This is a genomic window from Nocardia sp. NBC_01329 (genome assembly GCF_035956715.1).
GTDB lineage: Bacteria > Actinomycetota > Actinomycetes > Mycobacteriales > Mycobacteriaceae > Nocardia.
Genome location: NZ_CP108381.1, coordinates 3048381 through 3070769, shown reverse-complemented (window position 1 = coordinate 3070769; position 22389 = coordinate 3048381). Strand labels below are relative to the sequence as shown.

Here is a 22389-nt window from a genome sequence, read left to right as displayed (position 1 = left end):
AGTACTGACCATGCACGACCTGCAAATTGTCAGCCGCGTGCTCGGGTTCCGAAGCGCCGAAGATCTGGTCGGCAGCGAGCTGTGGCTCGGCACATCCGACAACCGGCTGTCCAAGGCGGGTCCTTCCACTCCATCGACCGACTCGACCTGAGCCATTGCTATCAGCGATCGAAGGCTGTCCGGGCGGACGTGAGGGTCGAGAAAGCGATCACAACGACCGCCGGCACCTCCCTACACCACGGTGGTGAATCCGATGCGTGCGATCATCTGTTCTACGCTACCCACCAGCTCGGTGGACCGGGCGGGCTGCGCGTTACCGACCGGCGAGGCGCTGCTGTCGGCGATCCGAGGTCATCACGTCGGATCTCACCCGCTGGCTCGGGTCGCCTGTGAACTCGGACAGCTTCATCATCCGGGTATAGAGAATTCGACCCGCGCGAAACGACACCTTCGCGACGTCTTGGCCAGGCAAGCCGATCAGTGGGTGGCCGAGCACGCGCCGCCACCGCATCCTGCCGCCACCCTGCACACGGAGTCGATCGGCGCGGTGATCGATCGAATCGCCGGCCAGCAGGTCCGCGCATATCACCTGCTGATGACCACGAAACCGTCCGACCCCATCGTGCACGAAGAGTGGTACCGGCTCGCTCAGCTGATCGACGACTACACCGACCTGGCCGCCGCGGTGACGCACCGGGCGCGACGTCTGCCGAGCACGCCGATCTCGTAGGGGAGCGAGTACCCCGATCCGCTGCACTGCGGATCGGACCGCGTAGAGGTGGTTCGCGGGTTGCGGAACTTGGAGTTGCTCGCACCGGGTGACACTGTTCGCGCCGATCTCGACAAGTTCGGCAGCGTCGAAGTCGCCCTGAGCCGAGATGTGCTCGTTCTACTCGGCCTCGACAGCAATGGCGACTGCTCTTTCGAACTTCTCGGACGACTCGGACAGGACAGCCACAGGCCCGAGCACGTGCATTACCAGGAAGTTCTCGAGGCCCTGGCACAACAATCGGTTCCCTGGTCGACGGATCCCGCACTGACCTTCCCCGGTCAACAAGCCATCAGGTCTGCCTGCGGCGTCTCACTCACTTTCACCGACGATCACCCCGAGTGGGTGACACACGACTCGTGTCCCGAGTGTGTGCTCGACCCGCCACCTGGACTGCTGCACTCCATATATGCCAGTACCCCCAACTTGAAGGGCGGATCAGAGACCCGAACCGGCGACGACGGAAGATAGCTCGGCGGGAGTCCGCGCTCACCCGGGCGCGATCATGATCGCCGATCGCCAGGTGATCGATGCGCGAATCTTCGATGAACGCGGCCGCTACCTCATGTGATTGACGCGTCCCTCGATGGGACCGGAGTTCCGGCGGACGGTCGAGCTGGCGGTGACCGCGTTCAGGTCAGACTCCAGTCCGTTGGCGAAGGAGGTCAGGCCGGGCAGGTCATCGGTGCGGACGGTGGCGATCCATCCGGGTAGGTGTTGGCCCTGCAACGTGGTGAGCATTTCCCCGAAGGCACGGACATGCCCGGCAGCGGCTCGAAGCTCGGGACACCGCTCCAGCACGGCTTTCAGGCGTGGCCGATCGTCCTCGCTGAGTGTGTCGGGGTGGCGGGTGAGCCACCCGGTGAGGGGCCCGGCAGATTCCGGACAGCGGCCTGAAGGGCTATTTCATGCTGCCGTCTGCCGATTCAGGTAATCGGCGTGCACCTGCAGTGGCGCCTTGTAGCCGAGTCCCGAGTGAAGACGTTTGCGATTGTAGAAGGTCTCGATGTATTCCACAACTGCGCGCCGTGCCTGATCCCGTGTTTCGAATGTCATTCGATGTAGCCATTCGTTCTTCAGGGTGCCGAAGAACGATTCGGCCATGCTGTTGTCCCAGCATACTCCCGTGCGGCCGACAGATTGCCGCATGTTCATCTGTCGCAGTTTCTTTCCGAAATCGTAGCTGGTGTAATTCGAGCCGCGGTCGCTGTGGAGTATCGCCCGCGGTCGAATATCGATTCGGGTAGCGGTCATATCGAGTGCGTCGGCGATCAACGGAGTGCGGTAATGGTCGGACATCGACCAGCCGGCCACCATTTTCGTGTAGCAGTCGAGCACGGTCGCCAAATACAGCCATCCCTGTTTCGTCCGGATATAGGTGATATCGGAGACGAACTTCTCACCCGGCGCCGTGGCGGTGAAATCACGGGCCACGAGGTCGGGGATCCGGTGGTCGATATCAGCGTCGGTGGTGACCGGCCGCCATGGTTTCGGCTGGCACGGCACCAGATCCAGCTCCCGCATCAGCTTGCGGACGGTGTCATCGTCGACCTGGTGGCCCGAGGAGATCAGCACCGCGTGGACTCGCCGATGCCCGTAGGTGCCGTGGGAGTCGTCGAAGATCGCGGTGATCATCAGTTTCAGTTCTTCACGCCATTTCTCGTTCTCCGAGGCCGGTCGGGTACACCATTCGTAATAGCCCGATCTGGACACACTCAGGTTCCTGCACATGAAGGCAACAGAGTAGGCCTTCTCCGCGTCCAGTTCTGCGATGAATTCGTATTTCACTGCTGCCGGCTCGCGAAGAAGGCCGCCGCTTTTTCCAGGAACTCGGCCTTCATCCGGAGCTCACGGTTCTCCCGCTCCAACTCACGCAGCCGCGCTCGCTCCGAAATCGCGAGCGGTTCTTCCTCGTCCGGGTGCTTCTTCCGGTAGGCCGCCACCCAATTGGTGAGCGTCCCGGAATTGATTCCCAGATCCCGTGCGACCGCCGCGATCGAACGACCGTCACTTTCCAGGACCATTTTCACGGCCTCGTCCTTGTACTCTGGTGAGTACTTTTCCGCTGCTGAGCCACGACCTATTTTCCCTCATATTTCCGTCACTGCCCTATCAGGGGTCACTGTCTGGAGAGGGCCGGGCACCTCACGGTGACCTGCCGGACGGTCGGTGGCGATGGGGCGATGGGGTCCGGTTTGGTGCGGCGTTGCTCCAGGTAGACGCGCACCAGTCCATAGCTGCCGGGATAGCCGAGTTCGGTGATCTCACGGTGGAGCTGTACATCGACCAACTCCTGCCAGGTCGCGGCGTGTGCGTAGCGCTGCACTGTGCGCTGGCCCCAGCCCGCGAGCGATACCGCGGATGCTGTGTCCCTGCGCGAGCAGATCGTGCACCTTCGCGTGGTGTCGCTGAGCACGCTGCGCGAACCGCCCGACAGGCTCCTCGTTCCGAGGTCGCGGTGTCAGCCCGTTGGCCGACTGGGACTCGGTGGCGCGAAGGCAGTCGCGGTGGCGAGCCACGCAACGCTCGACGGCCTTGCCCAGGTTCTGCCAGAGGTGGAACCTGTCCGCGACCTGCATTGCGTCGGGTGCTCCCAGGCGGGCTCCCTCGGCGTAGGACCCGGAGCGGTCTCGGCATATCACCTCCACCCCAGGATGTGCCGCCAGCCAATTCGCCAAGGTCTGAGCGTCGCGGCCCGGCAACAACTCCAGTGGCGCACCGGTCTCGCAGTCGATCAGCACGGTGCCGTAGTTCTGACCGCGCAGCAACGCGAAGTCGTCTACCCCCAACACCCGTGGTATTTCCGCCGAGGGATCCGGCAATGCGGCGAGCAGCCGCAGCAGAGTAGACCGGCTCGCCGACGCATGCAGCGTGGTAGCCAGCCGCGCACCGGCGCGGCCTGCCAGCGCGACCGCGATACCCTCCAACATCGCCCGCAGCAGCGGCGTTCGCCGCCCGTGCCGCACCGTCACCCCCTCGACCTGCTCCACGAAAGTCTGCACCCCACAAGACGGTTGATCACAGAACCAGCGCCGCACCCGCAGACGGACCACCAACCGCCGGCCGCCCACCGGCGCGTCGGCCAGGCGGCGCTCGTACCGGCTGTGCACCCTGGTCGCGTCGCACCCGCAGCGCACGCAGGCCACAGCCGCTGTCAGGGCGGATGCCCGGATACACACGCGGTCAGCCTCTGCAACTTCCTCGATGGCCACCCCAGCCAGGTGCGGCAGCAGCAACCGCACACCATGATCAACACACAGCCAGACATGATCGCAGGACTCAGCCACCCGCCCACTCAGGCCATGCCCATCAAAGTAGGTCAGATCCGAAAAGCGACGTCACTTCGAAGATTTCCCCTGGGCGCCGCCGGAATGCCTTTCCACCTGTGCGAATTATTCGCCCGGACGACAGAGAGTTGTCCCAGCGGTAGGGCTCTGGCCCGGGGTGTGCCAGGTAGTGTGGCAGAGCGAAGCCGAGTTTGTCATTGAAGTTGGCCCAAGTCTGCGGTCGTCAATTTGGCCGGATCACTGGTCGCCGAAGTCTGCTTCGCGGACCAGGCCGTTGACAAACGTTGCGAAGTCAGGTGCGAGCGTAGTGATTCGATATCCGACTTCGGAATCGATGTGGACCACGCTTGGCTCTCCGCTGCTGCGGTAGTCGAGTGCGATCATGTCGTGACCGGCCGAGGGGCAATCCGCGAAGTAGATCCCGATATCGGGATATCCCCACTCCTGAAGCCAGAATCGACTTCCGGTTTCGCCGCACAAACTGAAGGTGGCGGTGCTGCCGATGGCGGCTACTGAAGTCACTGCAATGTGGTCGGCTGCCCAAGTTGTCGGTTCGACAGCGGGATGAGCCGAACGCGCCAGATAGCCACCATTGTGTGTTCGGGCCAGTGCGATGTAGGCGGGTGGGAGTCGCAGACCCAGTTCGGCCTCGACCGACCGGACCAGGTCGTCGTCGGGGGGTGCCTCGAAGGGCGGGTAGTCAGGGCTGAACAGTCCGGACAATTCGATCACGTGCGGACCATATCGGATCCACGTAGCGCGAGGTCATGCAGGTCGCCCATTTCGTCCTGGTGGCCGCCGACGAAGGATGGTGACGTCGGAGATTCTATATTCGAAGTCTTGGAATGTCTTCGCCACCAGCCCGACCCCGAGCGCTTTACGGATGTGCTGATTTCGAGATGGACGCATTAGAACGGTCCGCACGGCAGCCCATCATGAGAATTCCCGACAGTACAGTACCGCCGGCACCGACGATCAGGCCGACCAGCGTGATATCGACTCCGGCCGACAGCATGCTTGTCACGAGGATTCCTGCTGCTACCGCGCCGATCTGGCCGAGGCTGTTCACGAATGCAGTCCCCGTTGCCCGGGTCCTGGTATCGAACGAATCGGCTATGAAGTACAACAGTGCGCTGTAGGCCCCGACTTGGAAGAACAGCCCGACGCTCATGCATGCCAGGACCACGCCGGTACTGTGCGCAAGCATTGTCATCGCGGCGAATGATGCGCCTGCGAGAATCCAGGCGATCGCGATCAGGTTGCGTCGACTCCAGCGGTCGCCGATCCAGCCGTGGAAAAGGTAACCTGCGAATCCGACCAGGTTCGACAGAATGAGTATTATAAGTGCATTGTCGAACGTTACGCCCTTGCTTTCGGTTAGGAAGGTTGTTCCCAGTATGCTGAAGACAAGGGTTCCGAACCAGTTGAAGAAGAAAGCGAGAGATAAGAACAGTGTGTTCTTGAGTCTTCCCTCGGTTACCACCTCGATCAGCGGAATTCGATCGGCTTTGATCTGGATATTGTACTTTTCGGCGAGTTCGTATGCTTCCGCGCTGTGGCCTGATCGGGTTAGTTTGCGAATTCGATCCTGAATCTGAAACTGAGGTGTCTCTTTCATTCTCACGCGCATGAGAATCAGTAGGATTGCAGGAAAAGTTGCTATGAGGAAGCTGCCTCGCCAGCCGACGACAGGCAAGAACACGGCGACCAGCGCAGCCGAGAGAAGAACACCGACCGGCCAGCCGCCCTGGACAATGCTGTACAGAAAGCCACGGTTGCGCCGGATGCGACGATCTTCTGTGACATCATATATTTCGTTCAGGTATGTTGCGTTGATTGCTTGCTCGCTGTAGCCGAGCCCAGCGATGCTACGCACTCCGATCAGATAAGCCGGATTGAATGTGAACGCGGTGGCGGCCGACGCGACAACGGTGCCGGCCAGCGTCAGCATCATCCCACGTCGGCGACCGATTCGATCGACCACCACGCCCAAGGCGACCGCGACCAGGAAGGTTCCCACCGAGACCCATGTGTTTATCGCGGTACTCCACGCAGGACTCCAGTCGAATTCTTTCGCAATCTCGGGAAGCAGTGTCCCGAACAGGACGAAGTCGTAGACTGCGAACACCCATGCGAAAAATGCTACAACTGTGGCAAATCGCGCATCTCTGGATGTAATTATGTTCGGCTTCCAAGGGCTGGTCGACGTCGTTGTCATTATGCTTCCCTGTGATATTCGTGCCTGTTGAATCCAGCCTCGCAGTCGCCCCGGGCTCGGTTCGCCGTCTTGGGGACAGCTGTCACTGGGGCCCGTAGCGTGGAGATTCTTGGAATTCATTCGTCGTTATCGGTCAACGACTGCCAACTGTCCGTGTGCGCCGGTCACTGCGAGCGCCGCCGGTACCTTTCGGCCTGCATCGGCGGCCGCGGGTAGTCGCCGGAGTCAGGCCGCCGGTCATATTCCCTGCCGGCCGAGATGGTGCCGCGGAATCCTGAGCCTAGGTGAACACTGATCGACTCCTCTCGTCGACGATCTCGGAGCGACCGATCGTCAACCAGAGTTGCTTGGGCCCTCGCTAGCGGGCTGAATGGATACTGTCGAACATTAAGCGTCGGTGTTGATACTGTCAACTGCTGTCCAGTGGTCTTTGCTGCCCTCGGCGGTCGGTGAGAGGACTGCCTGTCGCCGGGCTCGCGCACGCTCCCGTTGGGGCCGAGTGGTTGGGTGGCAATCTCGCATGCGTGAGCAGCAGAAATCAAACGGTTCGGCCGCTTCAGGGGTGGGGCGCGGCCAGGGCTCATCGTGCAATGCGGTGGGGCCCCTCGCGATCGGGCCCGTCCTCATATGGGTGTGTGCCAAGGATTCAGTAGACGGCAGTGAAATGTTAATACACAATAGCAATTGTCGAACATCTATGAGACCTGCTTGCGTCGACAACTCAGCGCCCAGACAATCGCCGGCTGATACCGAGACGAGCCCGACCGCACCAACCAGGGCGCGGACGCGGGGCTGCGGATCGCAGCAGGATCTGCCCGGCCTCAGCCTTTACGACTCGATCATTCTCGGCTGCCCGGTCTGGACGCTGGTGTTCCCATGATCATTCGGTCCGTCCTCGACCGGACCGCGCTGCTCGCCGCTGTCGCCCCGCCCCCTCGACATCGCTGGCGACGGTGAGTTGGCCGTGGAGAACAACCGCCGCCGTTCACTGGCCCGTGATCACGGCCGGCCGGTGGCGAACGCCTGTACGGCGCCGAGGAACTCCGGACCGCCCATGATGTACCCGCCTACGGTTCCACCGACCAGCACACCCACGGGGATGCTGATTCCCCAGATCAGGAACAGGCACGCCCCGAGCATGCCGCCAACGATGGCACCGCCGACGACGCCGGGCAGGTTCTTGTTGATCTGCTCCGCGAGCCGGTCGTATGAGCTGATGTCCGTCAGTTGCGCATTACCTTCTGCCATCGGGGTCGGTGTCAGTGTCAGGGTGTGGCCGTCCGCGCCGATGTTCTGCGCGATCGCGATCGCACGTCCGTCGACGGTGTACCGCTGCGGCACTTCGGTCACCACCGCTCCGTCTGCGGTCTCGAGCACTACCGCGCCGTTCTCCGTGATCTCGAACCTGCCGTTCTCGACGGTGGTGGCAATGGTCCGGTGGACCGGCGATACGGTGATCTGGTAGTCGATCCCTTGTTCCACACCGGAAGTCGTGCTCCCCGCAGGCACTGCGATCGGCTGCGGTGGGACGGCCGGCTCTGCATGGGCGGTTGCCGCGGTGATACCGACGGCCGAGATGGTCATGAAAACGGCAGCAGTCGTCTTCTCGAGCTTCATTCTTCGAACCCCTCCACTCAGCCGCCCCTGATGGGCGGACCGAGTCAGACCTTAGGCGGTGTCGACTCCGATGGTGTGTATCCACACAGTTCGAAGGGCGTGAGCCCAGTCAGGCCCTCCATGTCGCCGCGCGGACGCCGATCCCTCGAGGTGTTCTTCGATCTGAATCATCAACTCGCCGTGTGTATTCACGTTCGGGGTGGAGTGAATTGTGCTCGGTCGAGTACTCCGGCCGCGACACCGAGAACGCCGTCGTGTGAGTCGTGGTCCCTGTGTATTCAGCTGAACGATCTCCTCGTCAGCCATTGATGGAGGACGGCGAAGTCCTCGTCGCCGAGTCCTCGGGGCGCCTCGATGTGTCTGAGCAACGCGCGGTTCGGGTGATGGGTGGCGACCCAGCTGCGGTCGGCGTCGGTGATTTCGTCGTCGACCCAGGCGAAAGGGCGCCCGGCGGCGAAGGTTATCAGGGTGCGGGTCTTCCAGCACAGTCCGAACCATCGGTCCTCGTGCTCGTGCTCGATGGAAGGCGATGGCCAATGCACGACAGGCAGTTGTGGCAGCCCGAGCCGGGGCGCGATCTCGGCATTCGCTTCGTCCTCCCAGGTCGTCGCCCACACCAGCTCGCACGGCAGCATCGAGAGCTGTCGCCCTACTCGGGGGCTGAGACCTGAGAATCGCGAACCGGATGCGCCCGTGCGCGGTCGACGCCCGGGATGCTCACCGAACGGTAGTAGTGGCCCATCCACGTCGAGGAACAACAGCGAGGGGAGCATGTCGGCGATCATGCCGCACGGCCGGCTCGCCCTCGACCCGGACTTCCGGTCCCGAAGCACCCGGCGCGCATGATGGCGCGGCGCGTGCTCAGATCCCGCTGCCGGTCGGCCAGCGGCAATCGGCGGTCGGATAGGTAGGCCCGCGGCCTCGTTTCGAGGCGAATCATCAACGCTTCAGCGGTTTCTCCGGATTCCGCTCGGATGCGGCGCCGGTCGCGGGTCGTTCCGACCGTCCGGGCCTGAACCAGGGAGGTGTTGACTATGGCCCACATCACGTATACAAACGTTCATATATCTGAGGAGGTCTTATGTCGGAGGTCATCAACGCCCCTTTTTCGCGTCGGGCGGCTCTCGCCGGCTTCGGTACGCTGGCCGCGGCCGGCGCGCTCGCTCTCGCTGGATGTGGGCGCGGGGCGGGGGCCACGGGACAGGTGAGTGTGGGATGGATCGAACCGAAGACGGGGCGCCTCGCCGCCGCGTACAAGCCGATCTATGTGGGTGGGCGGTTGGCGCTGGATGACATCGCCGCCGCCGGCGGGATGCTCGGTGAGATGATGAGGGTCACCGAGGTCGACGACAAGGGGAGTCCCGCGACCCAATCGGCTATCGCACGGCGGGTGGTCGGTGCCGAGCCCAGCTTCGTCGTCGGTCCGACAGGGAGTTCGCAGGTACTCGCATCGGCGAGCTCGCTGGCGCGGGAGCGTTTCATCCAGTCGGGATGGGGTGGCAGCGCGAACCTGGGTAACGGAAAAGAGTTTCCGTACTTCTATCAGCTGGTCTACAACACCACGCAGCAAGCCGAGGCCGCGGTGCGGTTCCTGCGTGAGACCCGCGGCGCGAAACGGATCGGTCTGATCGTGGAGAACTCCGAATTCGGGGAATCGATCAGGACAGCCGCCATCGACTACCTCGCCTCCGAGTACTCGACCACTCCGGTGGCGGTGGAGACCTTCGAAGTCGACGCCAACGATATGACCCCCTTCGTCCGCAAGCTGGAAGCCGCGAAGGTCGACGGGTTGGGGCTGTTCACCGGTCAGCCGCAGGCGACCGTCCTGATTCTGCGGGCCATGCGGTCGAGCGGGTTCGCCCCGACGATCGTGTCCCACGACCTGAACTACGTCGACGCCCTGTCGGAGTTCCGGGGTGAATTGCTGGACAACTTCTTCGGAACGACATATCGGGGGTTGACCTACACCGCCACCGAGACCCCGCCCGAGCGCGTGACCGCCCTCGTGCGGCGCATCTCGGCGCACCCCGACACCGCGGGGCTCGGCTATTCCGCCATCACGAGTCCGTACTTCGATTACCTCATGCTGATGGCCGATCTCGTCGCGCAGGAGAAGACCGCTGATCCGCAGGTGCTGAAGAAGGCGCTCGATGGCGTCGCGGGCTACCAGGGAGTGCGATCGAAGATCAGTTTCACCGAAGACAACCACACCGGCATCGCCGACGAGGAGATCACGATCGGCTCGCTGACCTCGGCGCTGGAACCGGAGTCGCTCGGCGGCGTACTGCGACGCCGGGCCGACGGGGTGTGAGGGCTGCTGTGCTGACCGACATCGTTGTGCCGGGGCTGACCTTCGGCAGTATCTACGCGCTCATCGCGATGAGCTTCAACGTCTCCTACCGGCCCACCAACGTGGTCAACTTCGCGCAGGGCGAGCTGGTGATGGTCGGGGCGATGGTGGTCGCGGCGACCTCGCTCGGCGGGTTGCCGTGGGCGCTGGCGGCTCTGGCCGTCATAGTCCTCGTCGGGGGGATATCGCTGGTCGAGGAAAGGATCGCGGTCACCCCGGTGCTGCGCCGGTCGAGTCACGCGACCGGCTGGGTCATCACGACGCTGGCCTTCTCCCTGATCATCGGCGAGGTGGCGGGCAAGCTGTGGACCGACCAGCCGCGGGCAGTCGAACCGCCCGCGCCGCTGTCGCTGGACCGAGTCGAGCTGGCGGGAGTGGGCTTCAACTCGTATCAGGCGGCGGTGGTCGTCGCGGCGGTCCTCGTGATGCTGGTGCTGCAACGGATCGACAGGACACCGCTCGGGTGCGCGATGCGGGCGGTGGCCGCCGATCGCGACGGCGCCCGCTTGCGGGGCGTCGATCCCTCCTCGCTGACCCGGCAATCGTTCTTCATCAGCGGCGCGCTCGCCGGATTGGCCGGACTCCTGGCAGCCCCTCTGCTGTTGGCTTCCCTCGGCATGGGACTGGCACTGCTCATCAAGGGTTTCGCCACGCTGGCCGTCGGCGGCATCGGTTCGAACAAGGGAGCGCTGCTCGCGGGCTGGACCCTCGGCCTGGTGGAGGCCATCGGCACCAACTATGTCAGTCCCGGCCTCCAGAACGTGGTGCTGTTCGGCTTCATGCTCGCGTTCCTGCTCATCCGCCCGAGCGGAGTCCTGGGACAGAAGGTGATGCGCCATGTCTGAGCGTCCCGCGACCCGGCTCGCGCTCCTCGGCGCGGGGGTGATGGTGCTCTTCGCGCTGCCGCTGGTCAACGCCGATCCCTCGTTCGTCTACCTCGCGGCCATGGTCGGAATTCTCGCGCTCGTCGCGATGGGGTTGAACGTGACGATGGGTTATACCGGCCAGGTCTCGCTGGGCCACGGTGCGCTGGTGGCCGTGGGGGCGTACACCGCGGCGATTCTGATGACCGGCCCGGGCTGGTCGTTCTGGTTCGCGGCCGTGGCCGCCACGGTGACCGGCACGCTGGCCGGAATCGTCATGGCGCTGCCCGCATTGCGACTGTCGTCGTGGTACATCGCGCTGATCACTCTCGGCTTCGCGATGGTCGCTCGCGCCCTGATCGTGGAATTCGAGGGGCTCACCGGCGGGTTCGCCGGCATCGTAGGTATCCCGCGGCCGAGCATCGCCGGGCTGGAGCTCGGCGATCGTGGGGTCTACTGGCTGGTGATCGTGGTCGACCTGGTCGTGCTGGCCCTGGTGGCGAGCACGGCCCGCTCGCGGATCGGCCGGTCCATGATGGTGGTGCGGGATTCGCCGGAGCTGGCGCGCGCTGTCGGTGTCGACGCCATCGTGGTCAAACTGGCCGCGTTCGCGGTGGGCGGTGCCGCGGCGGGTCTGGCCGGGGCCCTGCTCGCCGCCAACAACGGCATGGTCTCGCCCGACGATTTCACCCTCGACTTCTCCATCTTCTTCCTGATCGTGGTCATCATCGGCGGTGCGGGCCGATTGTGGGGCCCTGTCGTCGGCACCCTGGTGTTCTTCGCCGTGCCGGAGCTGCTGACCTCGCTCGATCAGTGGCGCGGGCTCATCTATGGTGTCTGTCTGCTGCTGCTGATGGTGTTCGCACCGCACGGCATCATCGGCGCCGTGGCGACGTGGCGCGACCGCCGCATCCGTCGCCCGGATGTCACGGCGGAGGAGCCATCGGTCGCTCGGGCCGAGCATCGATCGTCCGGTTCGCCTGCGGCACTGTCGATCTCGGAGGTGTCGAAGTCCTTCGGTGGTGTCCGGGCGCTCGACGGCGTCAGTATCGAGGTGGCTCCGGGGCAGGTCCACGCCATCGTCGGGCCCAATGGGTCGGGCAAGACGACACTGCTCAACATCGTCAGTCGCATGCTGGTCCCGGATTCGGGGCAGGTGCGGCTCGACGAGACCGACCTGTTGTCGACCCGGGCCGAACGCCTGGCCGCCGCCGGTGTCGCACGGGTGTTCCAGACGCCCAAACTGCTCCCGGACGCCTCCGTTTCCGACAATGTGGTACTCGGCGGTTACGCGCGCCGCACGGCGTCGGTGCTCGGGGTCGTCCTGCGGACACCTCGCGGCCGTCGGGAGGAACGGGAAGTCCGCGAGCACGCGCAAGAGGTACTGGCCGAGCTCGGGCTGGCATCGTCGGCATCGTCGCAGGCCGACCAGCTGCCGCACGGTCGGCAGCGGCTGCTGGAGATGTGCCGGGCGCTCGTCGCGCGTCCCCGCTTGCTGATTCTGGACGAGCCGGCCGCGGGACTGGCTCCGCATGAGCTCAGCGCGCTGGAACAACTGATCGGCTCGATTCGCGACGGCGGGACGACAGTGCTGCTGGTCGAGCACCATATCGAGCTCGTGGCGCGGGTCGCCGACACCGTGACAGTGCTGGACCGCGGCCGATTGGTCGTAACAGCGACACCTGCCGAGGCGCTGGCGGACCGCCGGGTGGTCGAGGCCTATCTAGGAGTGAGCTCGTGAGTGGTGATGTTGTTCTCGCGGCGGAGAACCTGCACGCGGGATACGGTCCGGTTCCGGTGGTCCATGCTGTCGACCTGGCCGTGTCGAGCGGAGAGATCCTGGCGATCGTCGGAGCCAACGGCGCAGGCAAGACCACCCTGCTCAGCGCCCTGTCGGGATTGCTTCCACCGGCCGAGGGACGACTGATCGTGGACGGCGTGCCGGTGCGCAAAGTCAGCCCGGGCCGGCTCATCGAGCTGGGGGTGGCGCTGGTCCCCGAGGGGCGGCGATTGTTCAACGGGCTCACCGTGGACGAGCACCTGCGCATGGGCCTGTGGAAACAGCGGCTCGGTCGCCGCGCCGCCGCCGAGCGTCGGGACCGGGTCGTGGAGCTCTTTCCGATCCTGGACGAACGGCGCAGTTCGCCGGCCGAGGTGCTCAGCGGAGGGGAGCAGCAGATGCTGGCCATCGGGCTGGCGCTGATGCGCGCGCCTCGGCTGCTGATGCTCGACGAGCCGTCGATCGGACTCGCACCGGTCATCATCGACCGGGTCTTCGATGTGTTGGCATCGTTGTGCGCGGAGGGCCAGGCCATCATCATCGTCGAGCAGCGGGTGCAGAAGGTGTTGGCGCGGGCCGACCGGGCGGCAGTCCTGCAGAACGGCCGGGTGGTCGTCACCGGTCCGGCCGCGTCGCTGATGGAAGATCCGCGACTTCAGGCAGCGTATCTGGGTACAAAGGAAGTGCGATGACAAGTGAGTTGCGACCGGTGGACGAGTGCGTCCTGCCGACCGTGCTGCGGCGGCGGGCCGCCGAGCACCCCGACCGGGTCTTCGTGGTCTTCGAGGACGGCGTCGAGTGGACGTACGCGCGGATGCTCCGCGAGGCGGAGCAGGTGGCCGCCGGACTGCGGACGCTCGGCGTCGCGCAGGGGGCACGAGTGGTGTCGTGGCTGCCGAACGGCCCGGACGCGCTTCGGGTCTGGTTCGGTGTCAACCTGGTCGGCGCGGTCCTCGTTCCGCTCAACACCGCCTATCGCGGTGGGTTGCTCGAACATGCTTTCCGGCTCTCCGGCGCCGAGGTCGCGATCGTGCATCCCGACTTGGCGCCGCGGTTGCGCGACATCGAGCTGCACGAGGTGCGCGATATCGTGGTGGTCGGTTCCGATGATCCCGGTCCGCTCGCGGCCACCGTGCACGGTGGCGAGATCTTCGCGGGCGGCCCCGTGGATCTGCCCCCGGTGGACCTCGCGCCGTGGGACACCTACGCGATCATTCTGACCTCGGGCACAACCGGTCCGTCGAAAGGGGTGATCTGCACCTACGCCCAGCTCAGTGCCTGTGCGGAGGCTGCTTTCGAGGACAATTTCGGGGCCGGCGACCGCTACCTGGTGACGCTGCCGCTGTTCCACGCGGGCGGCACCATCGGGGTGAATGCGGCGGTGGTGCTGGGCGGCAGCATCAGCCTGACCACCGCGTTCCGAACATCGGACTTCTGGGATCTGGTGCGGGCCACCGGGTCCACCCACGTCACGTTGCTGGGTGTGATGGCCACCTTCCTCAGCAAGCAGCCGCACTCGTCCACCGATACCGAGCATCCGTTGCGGCGAGTCTTCATGATCCCGCTGTCCGACGACGCGGCCGAATTCGCGCGGCGCTTCAATGTCGATCTCGTCGCGATGTTCAATATGACGGAGGTGTCGATCCCGATCATCTCCGAGCCCAATCCCGCTGTCGTCGGTACCTCGGGAAGGGTGCGTCCGGGTGTAGAGGCCCGGTTGGTCGACGAGTACGACCGCGAGGTCGCCGACGGGACCGTCGGGGAGCTGATCGTTCGGGCCGATCGTCCGTGGACCATCGCGAACGGCTATCTCGGCAGACCCGAGGCCACCGCGGCGGCCTGGCGCAACGGGTGGTTCCATACCGGCGATGCGTTCCGGCGAGTCGACGGCGACTACTTCTTCGTCGACCGACTCGGCGACACCATCCGACGGCGTGGTGAGAACATCTCCTCCTTCGAGGTGGAGAGCGAGATCCTCGCCCATCCCGATGTGCAGGAGGTCGCGGTGGTAGCGACGCCGAGTCCGGACGGAGAGGACGAGGTGCTCGCGGTGGTGGCACCTGTCGACGGCCGCCACATCGACGTCGTGGAGTTGCTGGAGTTCGTCCGTCCGCGCATGGCGCACTTCATGGTGCCGAGGTACGTCCGGGTGCTGGCCGATCTGCCCAAGACGCCCACCAGCAAGATCCAGAAGCATCTGCTGCGGGCCCAGGGCGTCACCGAGGACACGATGGACCGCGAGGATCTCGGCGTTGTCGTCAAGCGCGGCAGGATCGGTGCGCGGGAGTAGTCAGCGTTGTGACGCCCCGACCAGGAGAATGACGATCTCGGTGTGCTGTCGAGCCAGTTCGGCGGAGTCGAGCCGTCCCTCGGATCGGAACCACTGCCCGGCGTTCATGCACAGATCGAGGATCGACTTGGCCGCGATGTCGACGTCGATGCCTCGGTCCGGAAAGGTGAAGGCGCCGGTCTCGACGCCCCGGCGCAGGCACTTCTCGAAGATCTCCCGGATCTCGCGCTGGCGCTGGAGGATCACCGCGGCCCGATTCGCGGGCAGGTGTCGCCACTCGCGCTGACTGACCATCCCCTCGATCTGGCGCTCGGTGTGGAAAGTGGAGATGGCCGCCACGATGGCCGGCAGTTGTTCGGCCGGGTCGTCGCCCGCGGCCGCGAGGCCCTCGTGCAGTGCGGTGAGGGTGTCGTCGTGTGATCGCTCGAGGATGGCGAACAGCACGTCTTCCTTCGAGGAGTAGTGGTTGTACAGCGACCCGGCCGTGACCTCGCACGCCGTCATGATCCGCCGTACCGAGGTAGCGGGGTAGCCGTCGCTGAAGAAGAGTTCGGCGGCTACGTCGAGGATGCGCTTGGCGGTGTCGGTCGTGCGGGCATCGCTGCGGGGTGCTGTCACAGCCCCGAGATTACCAGTAATATGAACAAACATTTGTTGACGTACTTTGCCGATCGCTGGTAAACAAACGTTCATAGATGTTGGAGGTCGAGTGAAACAGCAGTCTGTGATCGACATGTGCGATGTCGTTTTCGACGAGCAGGGCTGGCGGGCGTACCTCTACGCCCTGTTCGGGAGCGCGCCGCGCTACCTCGAGGCGTTCGCCGGTCGATTCGGCCGGCTGACCGGCCGGTCGGCCGCGAGCGTCATCGACTCGTTCGCCGCCGATCCGGACGGCACCGTGTGCCGGCTGGCCGAACAGCTCGGGTCGACGAATCCGGACGCGCACGTGGCGCGGCTCGCCGCCGACGGTATCCGGGCGCAGGTCGTGCACGGCGGTCCGTGGCCGACCGCGCGCGGCACCGTCAACGATCTGGTCGCCGCGCAGGTGGCCGCCCACCCCGAACGACTCATCGGCTGGGCCGGGGTGAGCATCGAGAACCCGGAACCGGCAGTGGCCGAAGCGACGCGAGCTCTCGGAGAGCTGGGGATGACCGGGCTTTCGATCATCCCGTTCCTGGACGGGGTCGATGTCGCCGACCCGATCCACGATCCGCTGTGGCGGCTGTGCGTGGAACGCGATGTGCCGGTCTGGATCCACAGCGGCCAGAACTTTCGCACCGACGTCCCCGCGGGGATCTCCGCCCCCGCGGTGATCGACCGGATCGCCGGGCGACACCCCGACCTGCGCATCGTTCTCGGCCACGGTGGCTGGCCCTGGGTACTCGAGGCCGTCGCGCTGCTGCAACGCCATCCCCGCGTGTACCTCGAATTCTCCTCACACGACCCGGCGACGATGGCGGCCCCCGGCTCGGGCTGGGAACCACTGTTCCTGCACGGCGCCCGCTCGATCCGGCGCCAGGTCATGTTCGGTTCCACCAGTTGGACGCACGGCAGGTCGGTGCGCGAGATCGCCGAGCGAGCTGTTCGGCTGCCCATCGACGACGATGTGCGTCACGACTGGTTGTACGGCAACGCCGAGCGGATGCTCCGACTCGACGCGGAGGTGGCGCGATGACCGGACTACTCGATGGCCGCCGGATTCTGGTGACCGGCGCACTCGGCGGAATCGGCGCGGCGTTGATCCGCTCGATCGAGGCCGAGGGTGGCGAAGTGGTCGGTATCGATCGCCCCGAGGTCGTGGCGCGCGATGGCGCGCACACAGTGCACGGCGTCGATCTGACGGCCGAGGGCGCGACGACCCGCGTCCACGACCTCTGTCGTGCGCTGGGCGGGATCGACGGGTTGGTCAACAATGCCGGGATCGAGCATCGGGCAGCCCTGAGCGAGCACACCGACGACGACTGGTCGCGCGTCATGGCCGTCAACCTCGACGTACCGTTTCGGCTGAGCCGCGACCTCGCCGACCTGCTCGCCGCCGGTTCCGACGCGACGATCGTCAACATCTGCTCGATCGCGGTCACCGGCTTCGCCGGTCAGGTGGCCTACGACGCGAGCAAAGGCGGTTTGCAGACGCTGACCCGATCGCTCGCGGTGGAGCTCGGACCCCGGGGCATTCGCGCCAACGCGATCTGCCCCGGATTCATCGACACCCCGATGCTCGATACCGGAGACCTGCGCGGCCTCGCTGCGAAGGTGGCTCGCGGACTACCACTCCGACGGCTCGGAACACCCGACGATATCGGGCACGCCGTGGTGTGGTTGCTCAGTGACCGGTCCCGCTACATCACCGGACAGTCGCTCTACGTCGACGGAGGCATGATCCGCTCATGAACGCGCAGAACCATTCCGGCCCGCATCATTCCACCCTGCGGGTCACACTGCCCGGCCCCGGCATCGTCTGGATCACTCTGAACCGCCCGCACCGGCTCAATGCCATCGATCGGCAGCTCGGCACCGAACTGTGCGCCGAGCTCGAGTCGCGGTTCGCCGATCGAGCGACCCGGGTCGTCGTGCTCACCGGCGAAGGGCGCGCGTTCTGTGCCGGTGACGATCTCGGTGCGGTCGAGGAACACCTGCGCGGTGACCGCACCCACTCGCCGGTGCTCGGCGACACCGCCGATCCGATCTATCTGCGCATCATCGAGATGATGGTGACGGCCCGGGTGCCGGTGATCACCTCGATCAACGGCTTCGCCGCCGGTGCGGGCGCCGAGATCGCCTGTGCCGGTGATCTTCGCATCGCCGCGAGCACGGCGCGTATCGGCAGCGGGCTGCTCCGGGTCGCCCAAGCGGGCAGCGTCGCTGTGCTGGCTCGGCTGGTCGGCCCGGCGCGGGCCACCGAGATATACCTCTCCGGCGAGCTACTGGACGCGGCCGCCGCCGAACGGGCCGGAATCTTCAGCAGCGTGGTGCCGCCGGCCGAATTGGTGGCGGTCACGCTGGCCCAGGCCGAGCGGCTGGCGCGGTCGGCGACGGCCGCGATCGGACTGTTCAAGGAACTGCGCGAGCGCTGCGTCGGTCAACCGATCGAAATGGCGCTGCGACTACAGAACTCGGTACATATCCGCAACAACGTGGAAGTGGCCGACGCCTACGAGGGCGCGATGGCCTTCCTGGAAAAACGTGACCCGCGCTTCGTGGGTAGATAAGGGGCGCAACACCATGGATATCTTCGGTTCCTTCGACGGGCACGTCGCCGTCATCACCGGGGCGGCCAGCGGCATCGGTGCCGCATCGATGGACTTGTTCCGCCGGGCCGGTGCGACAGTTGTCGGCCTGGACCTGCATGCCGGGCCGGACATCCTCGCCTGCGATGTCTCGGACTCGGCAGCCGTGGACGCCGCGCTGACCGAGGTGGTGCGCCGTCACGGTCGCCTCGACATCGTGCACGGCAACGCGGGCATCAATGTCCCCGGGCGCGCGCATTCGCTCTCGGACCAGGACTACCGCAGGGTGATGGGTGTGTGCTGTGATGCCAACTTCTACCTCGTCCGGTCCGGGGTCGGCCACATGCGCAGTACCGGTGGGGTTTTCGTGTTCACCACCTCGATGTGTGGGGTCGGCGCGACCCCGAGGTCTCCGGTGTACAACATGGCCAAGCACGCGCTGATCGGCCTGACCCGATCCGTGGCGGTGGACTACGGTTCCCAGGGCATTCGCGCGGTGGCGCTGGTCACCGGCCCCACCCACACCGCGATGGTCGACGATCTGTGGCCCGAGGGCGTACTCCGGCAGACTCTGGTCGACTCCACCTCGGTCGGGCGGTTGAGTACTCCCGAGGAGCAGGCGCGGGTCGCGGTGTTCGCCGCACTGCCCGGCTCGGCCTACCTGACCGGCGGTGTGCTGACCGTCGACGGTGGCGCCACCGCGGGGTGGAACGAGATGGCCGCCCGGATGCTGACCCTCACCTCGCCGGTATGAACCCCGACGCGACCTGGCACAGTGACGTCGAGAGCCCGATGCGCGACGGCGTCGTGTTGCGCGGTGATCTCTGGCGCTCGGCCCGGCCCGCGCCCGTGGTGATCTTCCGGACCCCCTACGGCCGGCGCAAGATCAGCTCCGATGTCCTCAAACCCATGGACTGCGTGGAATTCGGCTTCGCGGCCTTCGTCCAGGACACCCGGGGTCGGTTCGGGTCCGAGGGCGAGTGGAAGCCGATCATGTGGGACCAGGAGGCCCTCGACACCCACGACACGGTCGAGTGGGCGGCGGCCCAGCCCTGGTGTGACGGCACGGTGATCCTGGCGGGCACGTCCTACGGCGGGATCCTGTCCATGCTGGGCGCGGCGACTCGGCCACCGCATCTGGCCGGTGTGGCCGCCGCGATGGTGACGACAGGCAGTCGTGATCGGGTGGAGCTGAGTGGTGCGCTGCGGCTGGACCACCTGTTCGGCTGGATGATCTTCATGGCGGCGGACTGGCTCGCCCGCAACCCCGAGCACGCCGACGCCGACAATGCCGCCCTGCTCGGGTCGCTGCTGGCCGACCCCGTCACGGCGATGCGCTCACTGCCGCTCACCGCGAACCCCCTGGCCCGCCTCCGCGGGTTTCCGCTCGATGTCGAGCAGCTGCTCTCGGGGTCGGAAGGCGCTCTCCCGGAGTGGGAACCCGACGCGATAAAGGTGCCGGTGTTCGTGAGTACCGGCTGGTACGACGTCTACGCATCCTCGACCATCGACACTTTCACCGCGGGAGCGGCGGCGAATCCCGAGATTCCGCACCGGCTGGTGGTCGGACCCTGGGCGCACACCGGTCCACTCCAGCACATCCAGGGCGAGGTGAACTTCGGCGTGGCGGCTTCGGCAACGGCGGTCGGCCTGCCCGGCCGACAGCTCGACTTCTTCCGGCGCTGTGCGGAGAGCGCACCGGTGCGGCCGGCGCGGCAGGTCGACTACTTCTTGATGGGCGCGGACCAGTGGATGTCGGCGGATCAGTGGCCGCCGAGCGGGGTGGTGTCGCGGCCGTTCCGGTTGGTGAGCGGGGCGTCGGCAGGCGTGCCCGGCGGACTGGTTTCCGGCCGGGCACCGGTGGGCGAGGACGGCACCGACACTTTTGTCTACGATCCGCTGTCGCCCGTGCCGAGCCGCGGTGGCCGGCTCCTGCACCTCGGCCGACTCGCGCCGGGGCCGATCGACCTCAGCCGGCAGTGCCCGCGTGCCGACACACTGCACTACCTGTCCGCGCCCTTGGCAGAGCCTGTCGATGTGGTAGGCGCGGTGTCGATGACGCTGCGAGTGAGCCTGGACCGTCCCGATACCGACCTCTTCGTCAGACTGGTCGACCGATATCCCGATGGCCGGATGCTTCCCGTCGCCGACGGCATCACCCGGGTGCGGTTCCGCGACGATCTGACCACGCCGCAACCGCTGGCGCCGGGTGAGATCGCCACCATCGCCATCGATATGGGCTACACCGCCCAGCGGTTCGACATCGGGCATCGCATCGGCGTGCTCGTGACGAGCAGCAACTTTCCCCACGTCGACCGCAACCTGAACGGCGCGCCGGCCGACGCCGACCCGCCACCGGTCACGGTGCGCATCCACGCCGCGGGCTCCTCGCTCACGCTCGACACTCTCCCCAGCGAAAGGACCCGATGATGCCGGTCTGGACCGAACGACGCGAGGCCGCGGTGGCCGTACTCTCGTACCGAAACCCACCGCGCAACTTCCTCACCTTCGCCGCGCTCGCCGAGCTGGGCGAGATTCTGCGACGAATCGCCGAGGACGACACGATCTCGGTCGTGGTGCTGCGCAGTGACGTCCCCGGCTACTTCGTCGCGCACGCCGACCTGGACGAGCTCGCTCGACTCGCCGCCGGGCCCGTCCCGCAGGCGCGCTCCTGGTACACCACGATGCGCCTCGTCGAGACCATGCCGCAGCCGGTGATCGCCGCGATCGGCGGGCAGGCTTGGGGCGGCGGGGTCGAACTCTCGTTGGCCTGCGCACTGCGCTGGGCGAGCGACTCGGCGCACTTCGCGTTGATCGAGACGGCCTTGGGCATCATCCCGGGCTCGGGCGGAACACAGCGACTGATTCGGCTCATCGGCCGCGGCGACGCTACCGAACTGGTGTTGAGTGGCGAAGTCGTCGAGGCGCACCGCGCACACCAGATCGGATTGGTCGGCCGGGTTTTCGCGAGCGAGAGCTTCGACGAGGACGTCCTGTCCGCCGCCACGGCGATGGCTCGGAAACCGCGGGCCGCGCTCGCGGCGGCGAAGCGGGTGCTGAGTGAGGGCGCGCAGCTCGGTGTCGCCGACGCTTTTCGTCTCGAGGGAACAGCCTTCGCGGAACTGCTCGCGACGCCCGAATCCGGTGCGTTGCAGGAGCGCGCGAGACACGCCTACTCCGTCGCCGCCGACGACGAGCCGGTGCGATTCGACACCGGTCGGGTGGTGAGCTGACATGCGCGGCGTCGCTGTCGTCACCGGCGCGAGCCGCGGGGTGGGCCGCGCGATCGCCCTCGATCTCGCCGAACTCGGCTATGACATCGCCGTGGGCTACCACTCCCGATCCGGCGACGCCGCCGAGGTGGTGCGAGCGATCGAGCAGCTGGGCAGGTCGGCGCGTGCGCTGCAGGTCGATACGCGCGAACCCGACTCGTGCCGTGCCTTGGTCGGCCGGGCGCGTGAGCTGGGGCCGATTCGCGCAGTCGTCTCCAACGCGACCGGATTCGCGGACTCCTCGCCCGCCTCGACCTCGGCCGTAGGCACCTCGATCGCCACCTACACCGAGATGTTCACCGCCCGCGTCGGTGCCGTGCTCAGCTTGGTCGAAGCCGCTGGCGACGACCTGCACGACGGCGGCCGAATCGTCGCCCTCGCCAGCACCGGTACCCGGCGCCACGTCCCGGGGTACGCGCCCATCGCGGTATCGATGGCAGCGGCGGAAGCCCTCATCCGCTACCTGGCCGCCGAACTGGGCCGCGCGGGAGTCACGGCCAACATCGCCAGCGGCGGCGTCATCGATACCGAAGCGCTGTCGGCCATCTCGGCGAATCCGGAGCGTCTGAAGACGATCGTCGCGAAAGCGACACCTCTCGGTCGAGTAGGCCAGGCCCGCGATCTCGCCGGCCTCGTCAAATTCCTGTGCGGCGACGACGGGGGATGGGTGAACGGTCAGACCCTGATCGCCGACGGCGGCAATCTCATCGCATAAC

The 22389-nt window shown here is 66.0% G+C and carries 21 protein-coding genes; 14 read left to right on the top strand and 7 right to left on the bottom strand.

Annotated features, from left to right (window positions below; translation table 11 throughout):
• The first annotated feature begins 10 nt into the window (after nt 1–10).
• Both OG405_RS13950 and OG405_RS13945 read left to right on the top strand, forming a co-directional pair.
• Nucleotides 11–151 carry a hypothetical protein gene (locus OG405_RS13950; RefSeq protein ID WP_327152058.1) on the top strand — a complete coding sequence of 47 codons (141 nt, stop codon included), beginning with the start codon at nt 11–13 and terminating at the stop codon, nt 149–151.
• A 102-nt stretch (nt 152–253) separates the two neighbouring features.
• Nucleotides 254–730, top strand: a complete 477-nt coding sequence (locus tag OG405_RS13945) for a DUF4254 domain-containing protein (protein WP_327152057.1) — start codon at nt 254–256, stop codon at nt 728–730.
• 945 nt (nt 731–1675) lie between these two features.
• Here OG405_RS13945 and OG405_RS13940 read toward each other — a convergent pair.
• The 6 genes from OG405_RS13940 to OG405_RS13915 form a co-directional block, all read right to left on the bottom strand.
• A protein-coding gene (locus tag OG405_RS13940; protein WP_327152331.1) for an IS3 family transposase occupies nt 1676–2793 on the bottom strand; the annotation gives its coding sequence in 2 pieces (ribosomal slippage) (nt 1676–2592 and nt 2592–2793; 1119 coding nt in all).
• A 240-nt stretch (nt 2794–3033) separates the two neighbouring features.
• A complete protein-coding gene (locus OG405_RS13935) occupies nt 3034–3948 on the bottom strand; it encodes an ISL3 family transposase (RefSeq protein ID WP_327152056.1) in 915 nt (304 codons plus the stop codon).
• Nucleotides 3949–4293: 345 nt separating this feature from the next.
• Nucleotides 4294–4788 carry an SMI1/KNR4 family protein gene (locus tag OG405_RS13930; protein WP_327152055.1) on the bottom strand — a complete coding sequence of 165 codons (495 nt, stop codon included), beginning with the start codon at nt 4786–4788 and terminating at the stop codon, nt 4294–4296.
• Nucleotides 4789–4933: 145 nt separating this feature from the next.
• Complete coding sequence (locus tag OG405_RS13925; RefSeq protein WP_327152054.1) at nt 4934–6274, bottom strand: MFS transporter; 1341 nt, start codon at nt 6272–6274, stop codon at nt 4934–4936.
• Between the two features lie 999 nt (nt 6275–7273).
• On the bottom strand, nt 7274–7891 hold the full coding sequence (locus OG405_RS13920; protein WP_327152053.1) for a hypothetical protein: 618 nt from the start codon (nt 7889–7891) through the stop codon (nt 7274–7276).
• Nucleotides 7892–8169: 278 nt separating this feature from the next.
• Nucleotides 8170–8664 carry an HAD domain-containing protein gene (locus OG405_RS13915; RefSeq protein ID WP_327152052.1) on the bottom strand — a complete coding sequence of 165 codons (495 nt, stop codon included), beginning with the start codon at nt 8662–8664 and terminating at the stop codon, nt 8170–8172.
• Between the two features lie 308 nt (nt 8665–8972).
• Between OG405_RS13915 and OG405_RS13910 the strand changes: the two genes are divergently transcribed.
• Genes OG405_RS13910 through OG405_RS13890 form a run of 5 tightly spaced genes read left to right on the top strand, consistent with a single transcriptional unit; the run spans nt 8973 to nt 15174 of the window.
• A complete protein-coding gene (locus OG405_RS13910) occupies nt 8973–10202 on the top strand; it encodes an ABC transporter substrate-binding protein (protein ID WP_327152051.1) in 1230 nt (409 codons plus the stop codon).
• 8 nt (nt 10203–10210) lie between these two features.
• Nucleotides 10211–11086, top strand: a complete 876-nt coding sequence (locus OG405_RS13905; RefSeq protein ID WP_327152050.1) for a branched-chain amino acid ABC transporter permease — start codon at nt 10211–10213, stop codon at nt 11084–11086.
• Complete coding sequence (locus OG405_RS13900; RefSeq protein WP_327152049.1) at nt 11079–12845, top strand: branched-chain amino acid ABC transporter ATP-binding protein/permease; 1767 nt, start codon at nt 11079–11081, stop codon at nt 12843–12845. The genes OG405_RS13905 and OG405_RS13900 overlap by 8 nt, the downstream gene beginning before the upstream one ends.
• On the top strand, nt 12842–13576 hold the full coding sequence (locus OG405_RS13895) for an ABC transporter ATP-binding protein (protein WP_327152048.1): 735 nt from the start codon (nt 12842–12844) through the stop codon (nt 13574–13576). The genes OG405_RS13900 and OG405_RS13895 overlap by 4 nt, the downstream gene beginning before the upstream one ends.
• The gene (locus tag OG405_RS13890; RefSeq protein WP_327152047.1) at nt 13573–15174 is read left to right on the top strand and encodes an AMP-binding protein; all 1602 of its coding nucleotides are present in this window, start codon (nt 13573–13575) and stop codon (nt 15172–15174) included. The genes OG405_RS13895 and OG405_RS13890 overlap by 4 nt, the downstream gene beginning before the upstream one ends.
• On the opposite strand, the gene OG405_RS13885 is transcribed toward OG405_RS13890, so the two are convergent.
• On the bottom strand, nt 15175–15792 hold the full coding sequence (locus OG405_RS13885) for a TetR/AcrR family transcriptional regulator (protein ID WP_327152046.1): 618 nt from the start codon (nt 15790–15792) through the stop codon (nt 15175–15177). It abuts the gene before it with no gap.
• Between the two features lie 91 nt (nt 15793–15883).
• Between OG405_RS13885 and OG405_RS13880 the strand changes: the two genes are divergently transcribed.
• From OG405_RS13880 to OG405_RS13850, 7 genes are read left to right on the top strand one after another with little or no spacing between them, the layout of a single operon-like run.
• Complete coding sequence (locus OG405_RS13880) at nt 15884–16849, top strand: amidohydrolase family protein (RefSeq protein WP_327152045.1); 966 nt, start codon at nt 15884–15886, stop codon at nt 16847–16849.
• Nucleotides 16846–17565: an SDR family NAD(P)-dependent oxidoreductase gene (locus OG405_RS13875; protein WP_327152044.1), complete on the top strand. Its 720-nt coding sequence runs from the start codon at nt 16846–16848 to the stop codon at nt 17563–17565. The genes OG405_RS13880 and OG405_RS13875 overlap by 4 nt, the downstream gene beginning before the upstream one ends.
• Nucleotides 17562–18383: an enoyl-CoA hydratase/isomerase family protein gene (locus OG405_RS13870; protein WP_327152043.1), complete on the top strand. Its 822-nt coding sequence runs from the start codon at nt 17562–17564 to the stop codon at nt 18381–18383. Before OG405_RS13875 ends, OG405_RS13870 begins: the two co-directional genes overlap by 4 nt.
• A gap of 13 nt (nt 18384–18396) precedes the next feature.
• Nucleotides 18397–19155, top strand: coding sequence for an SDR family NAD(P)-dependent oxidoreductase (locus OG405_RS13865; protein WP_327152042.1), 759 nt, complete (start codon nt 18397–18399; stop codon nt 19153–19155).
• The gene (locus tag OG405_RS13860) at nt 19152–20831 is read left to right on the top strand and encodes a CocE/NonD family hydrolase (RefSeq protein ID WP_327152041.1); all 1680 of its coding nucleotides are present in this window, start codon (nt 19152–19154) and stop codon (nt 20829–20831) included. The genes OG405_RS13865 and OG405_RS13860 overlap by 4 nt, the downstream gene beginning before the upstream one ends.
• Complete coding sequence (locus OG405_RS13855; RefSeq protein WP_327152040.1) at nt 20828–21634, top strand: enoyl-CoA hydratase/isomerase family protein; 807 nt, start codon at nt 20828–20830, stop codon at nt 21632–21634. Before OG405_RS13860 ends, OG405_RS13855 begins: the two co-directional genes overlap by 4 nt.
• Before the next feature lies 1 nt (nt 21635).
• The gene (locus OG405_RS13850) at nt 21636–22388 is read left to right on the top strand and encodes an SDR family oxidoreductase (RefSeq protein WP_327152039.1); all 753 of its coding nucleotides are present in this window, start codon (nt 21636–21638) and stop codon (nt 22386–22388) included.
• The last annotated feature ends 1 nt before the right edge of the window (nt 22389 follow it).

What these genes read in the sequence shown, in the direction of transcription:
- OG405_RS13875 (WP_327152044.1), top strand. Translation starts at nt 16,846, where the DNA reads ATGACCGGACTACTCGATGGCCGCCGGATTCTGGTGACCGGCGCACTC.
- OG405_RS13945 (WP_327152057.1), top strand. Translation starts at nt 254, where the DNA reads ATGCGTGCGATCATCTGTTCTACGCTACCCACCAGCTCGGTGGACCGG.
- OG405_RS13860 (WP_327152041.1), top strand. Translation starts at nt 19,152, where the DNA reads ATGAACCCCGACGCGACCTGGCACAGTGACGTCGAGAGCCCGATGCGC.
- OG405_RS13920 (WP_327152053.1), bottom strand. Translation starts at nt 7,891, where the DNA reads ATGAAGCTCGAGAAGACGACTGCTGCCGTTTTCATGACCATCTCGGCC.
- OG405_RS13925 (WP_327152054.1), bottom strand. Translation starts at nt 6,274, where the DNA reads ATGACAACGACGTCGACCAGCCCTTGGAAGCCGAACATAATTACATCC.
- OG405_RS13870 (WP_327152043.1), top strand. Translation starts at nt 17,562, where the DNA reads ATGAACGCGCAGAACCATTCCGGCCCGCATCATTCCACCCTGCGGGTC.
- OG405_RS13855 (WP_327152040.1), top strand. Translation starts at nt 20,828, where the DNA reads ATGATGCCGGTCTGGACCGAACGACGCGAGGCCGCGGTGGCCGTACTC.
- OG405_RS13850 (WP_327152039.1), top strand. Translation starts at nt 21,636, where the DNA reads ATGCGCGGCGTCGCTGTCGTCACCGGCGCGAGCCGCGGGGTGGGCCGC.
- OG405_RS13910 (WP_327152051.1), top strand. Translation starts at nt 8,973, where the DNA reads ATGTCGGAGGTCATCAACGCCCCTTTTTCGCGTCGGGCGGCTCTCGCC.
- OG405_RS13915 (WP_327152052.1), bottom strand. Translation starts at nt 8,664, where the DNA reads ATGCTCCCCTCGCTGTTGTTCCTCGACGTGGATGGGCCACTACTACCG.
- OG405_RS13950 (WP_327152058.1), top strand. Translation starts at nt 11, where the DNA reads ATGCACGACCTGCAAATTGTCAGCCGCGTGCTCGGGTTCCGAAGCGCC.
- OG405_RS13890 (WP_327152047.1), top strand. Translation starts at nt 13,573, where the DNA reads ATGACAAGTGAGTTGCGACCGGTGGACGAGTGCGTCCTGCCGACCGTG.
- OG405_RS13900 (WP_327152049.1), top strand. Translation starts at nt 11,079, where the DNA reads ATGTCTGAGCGTCCCGCGACCCGGCTCGCGCTCCTCGGCGCGGGGGTG.
- OG405_RS13865 (WP_327152042.1), top strand. Translation starts at nt 18,397, where the DNA reads ATGGATATCTTCGGTTCCTTCGACGGGCACGTCGCCGTCATCACCGGG.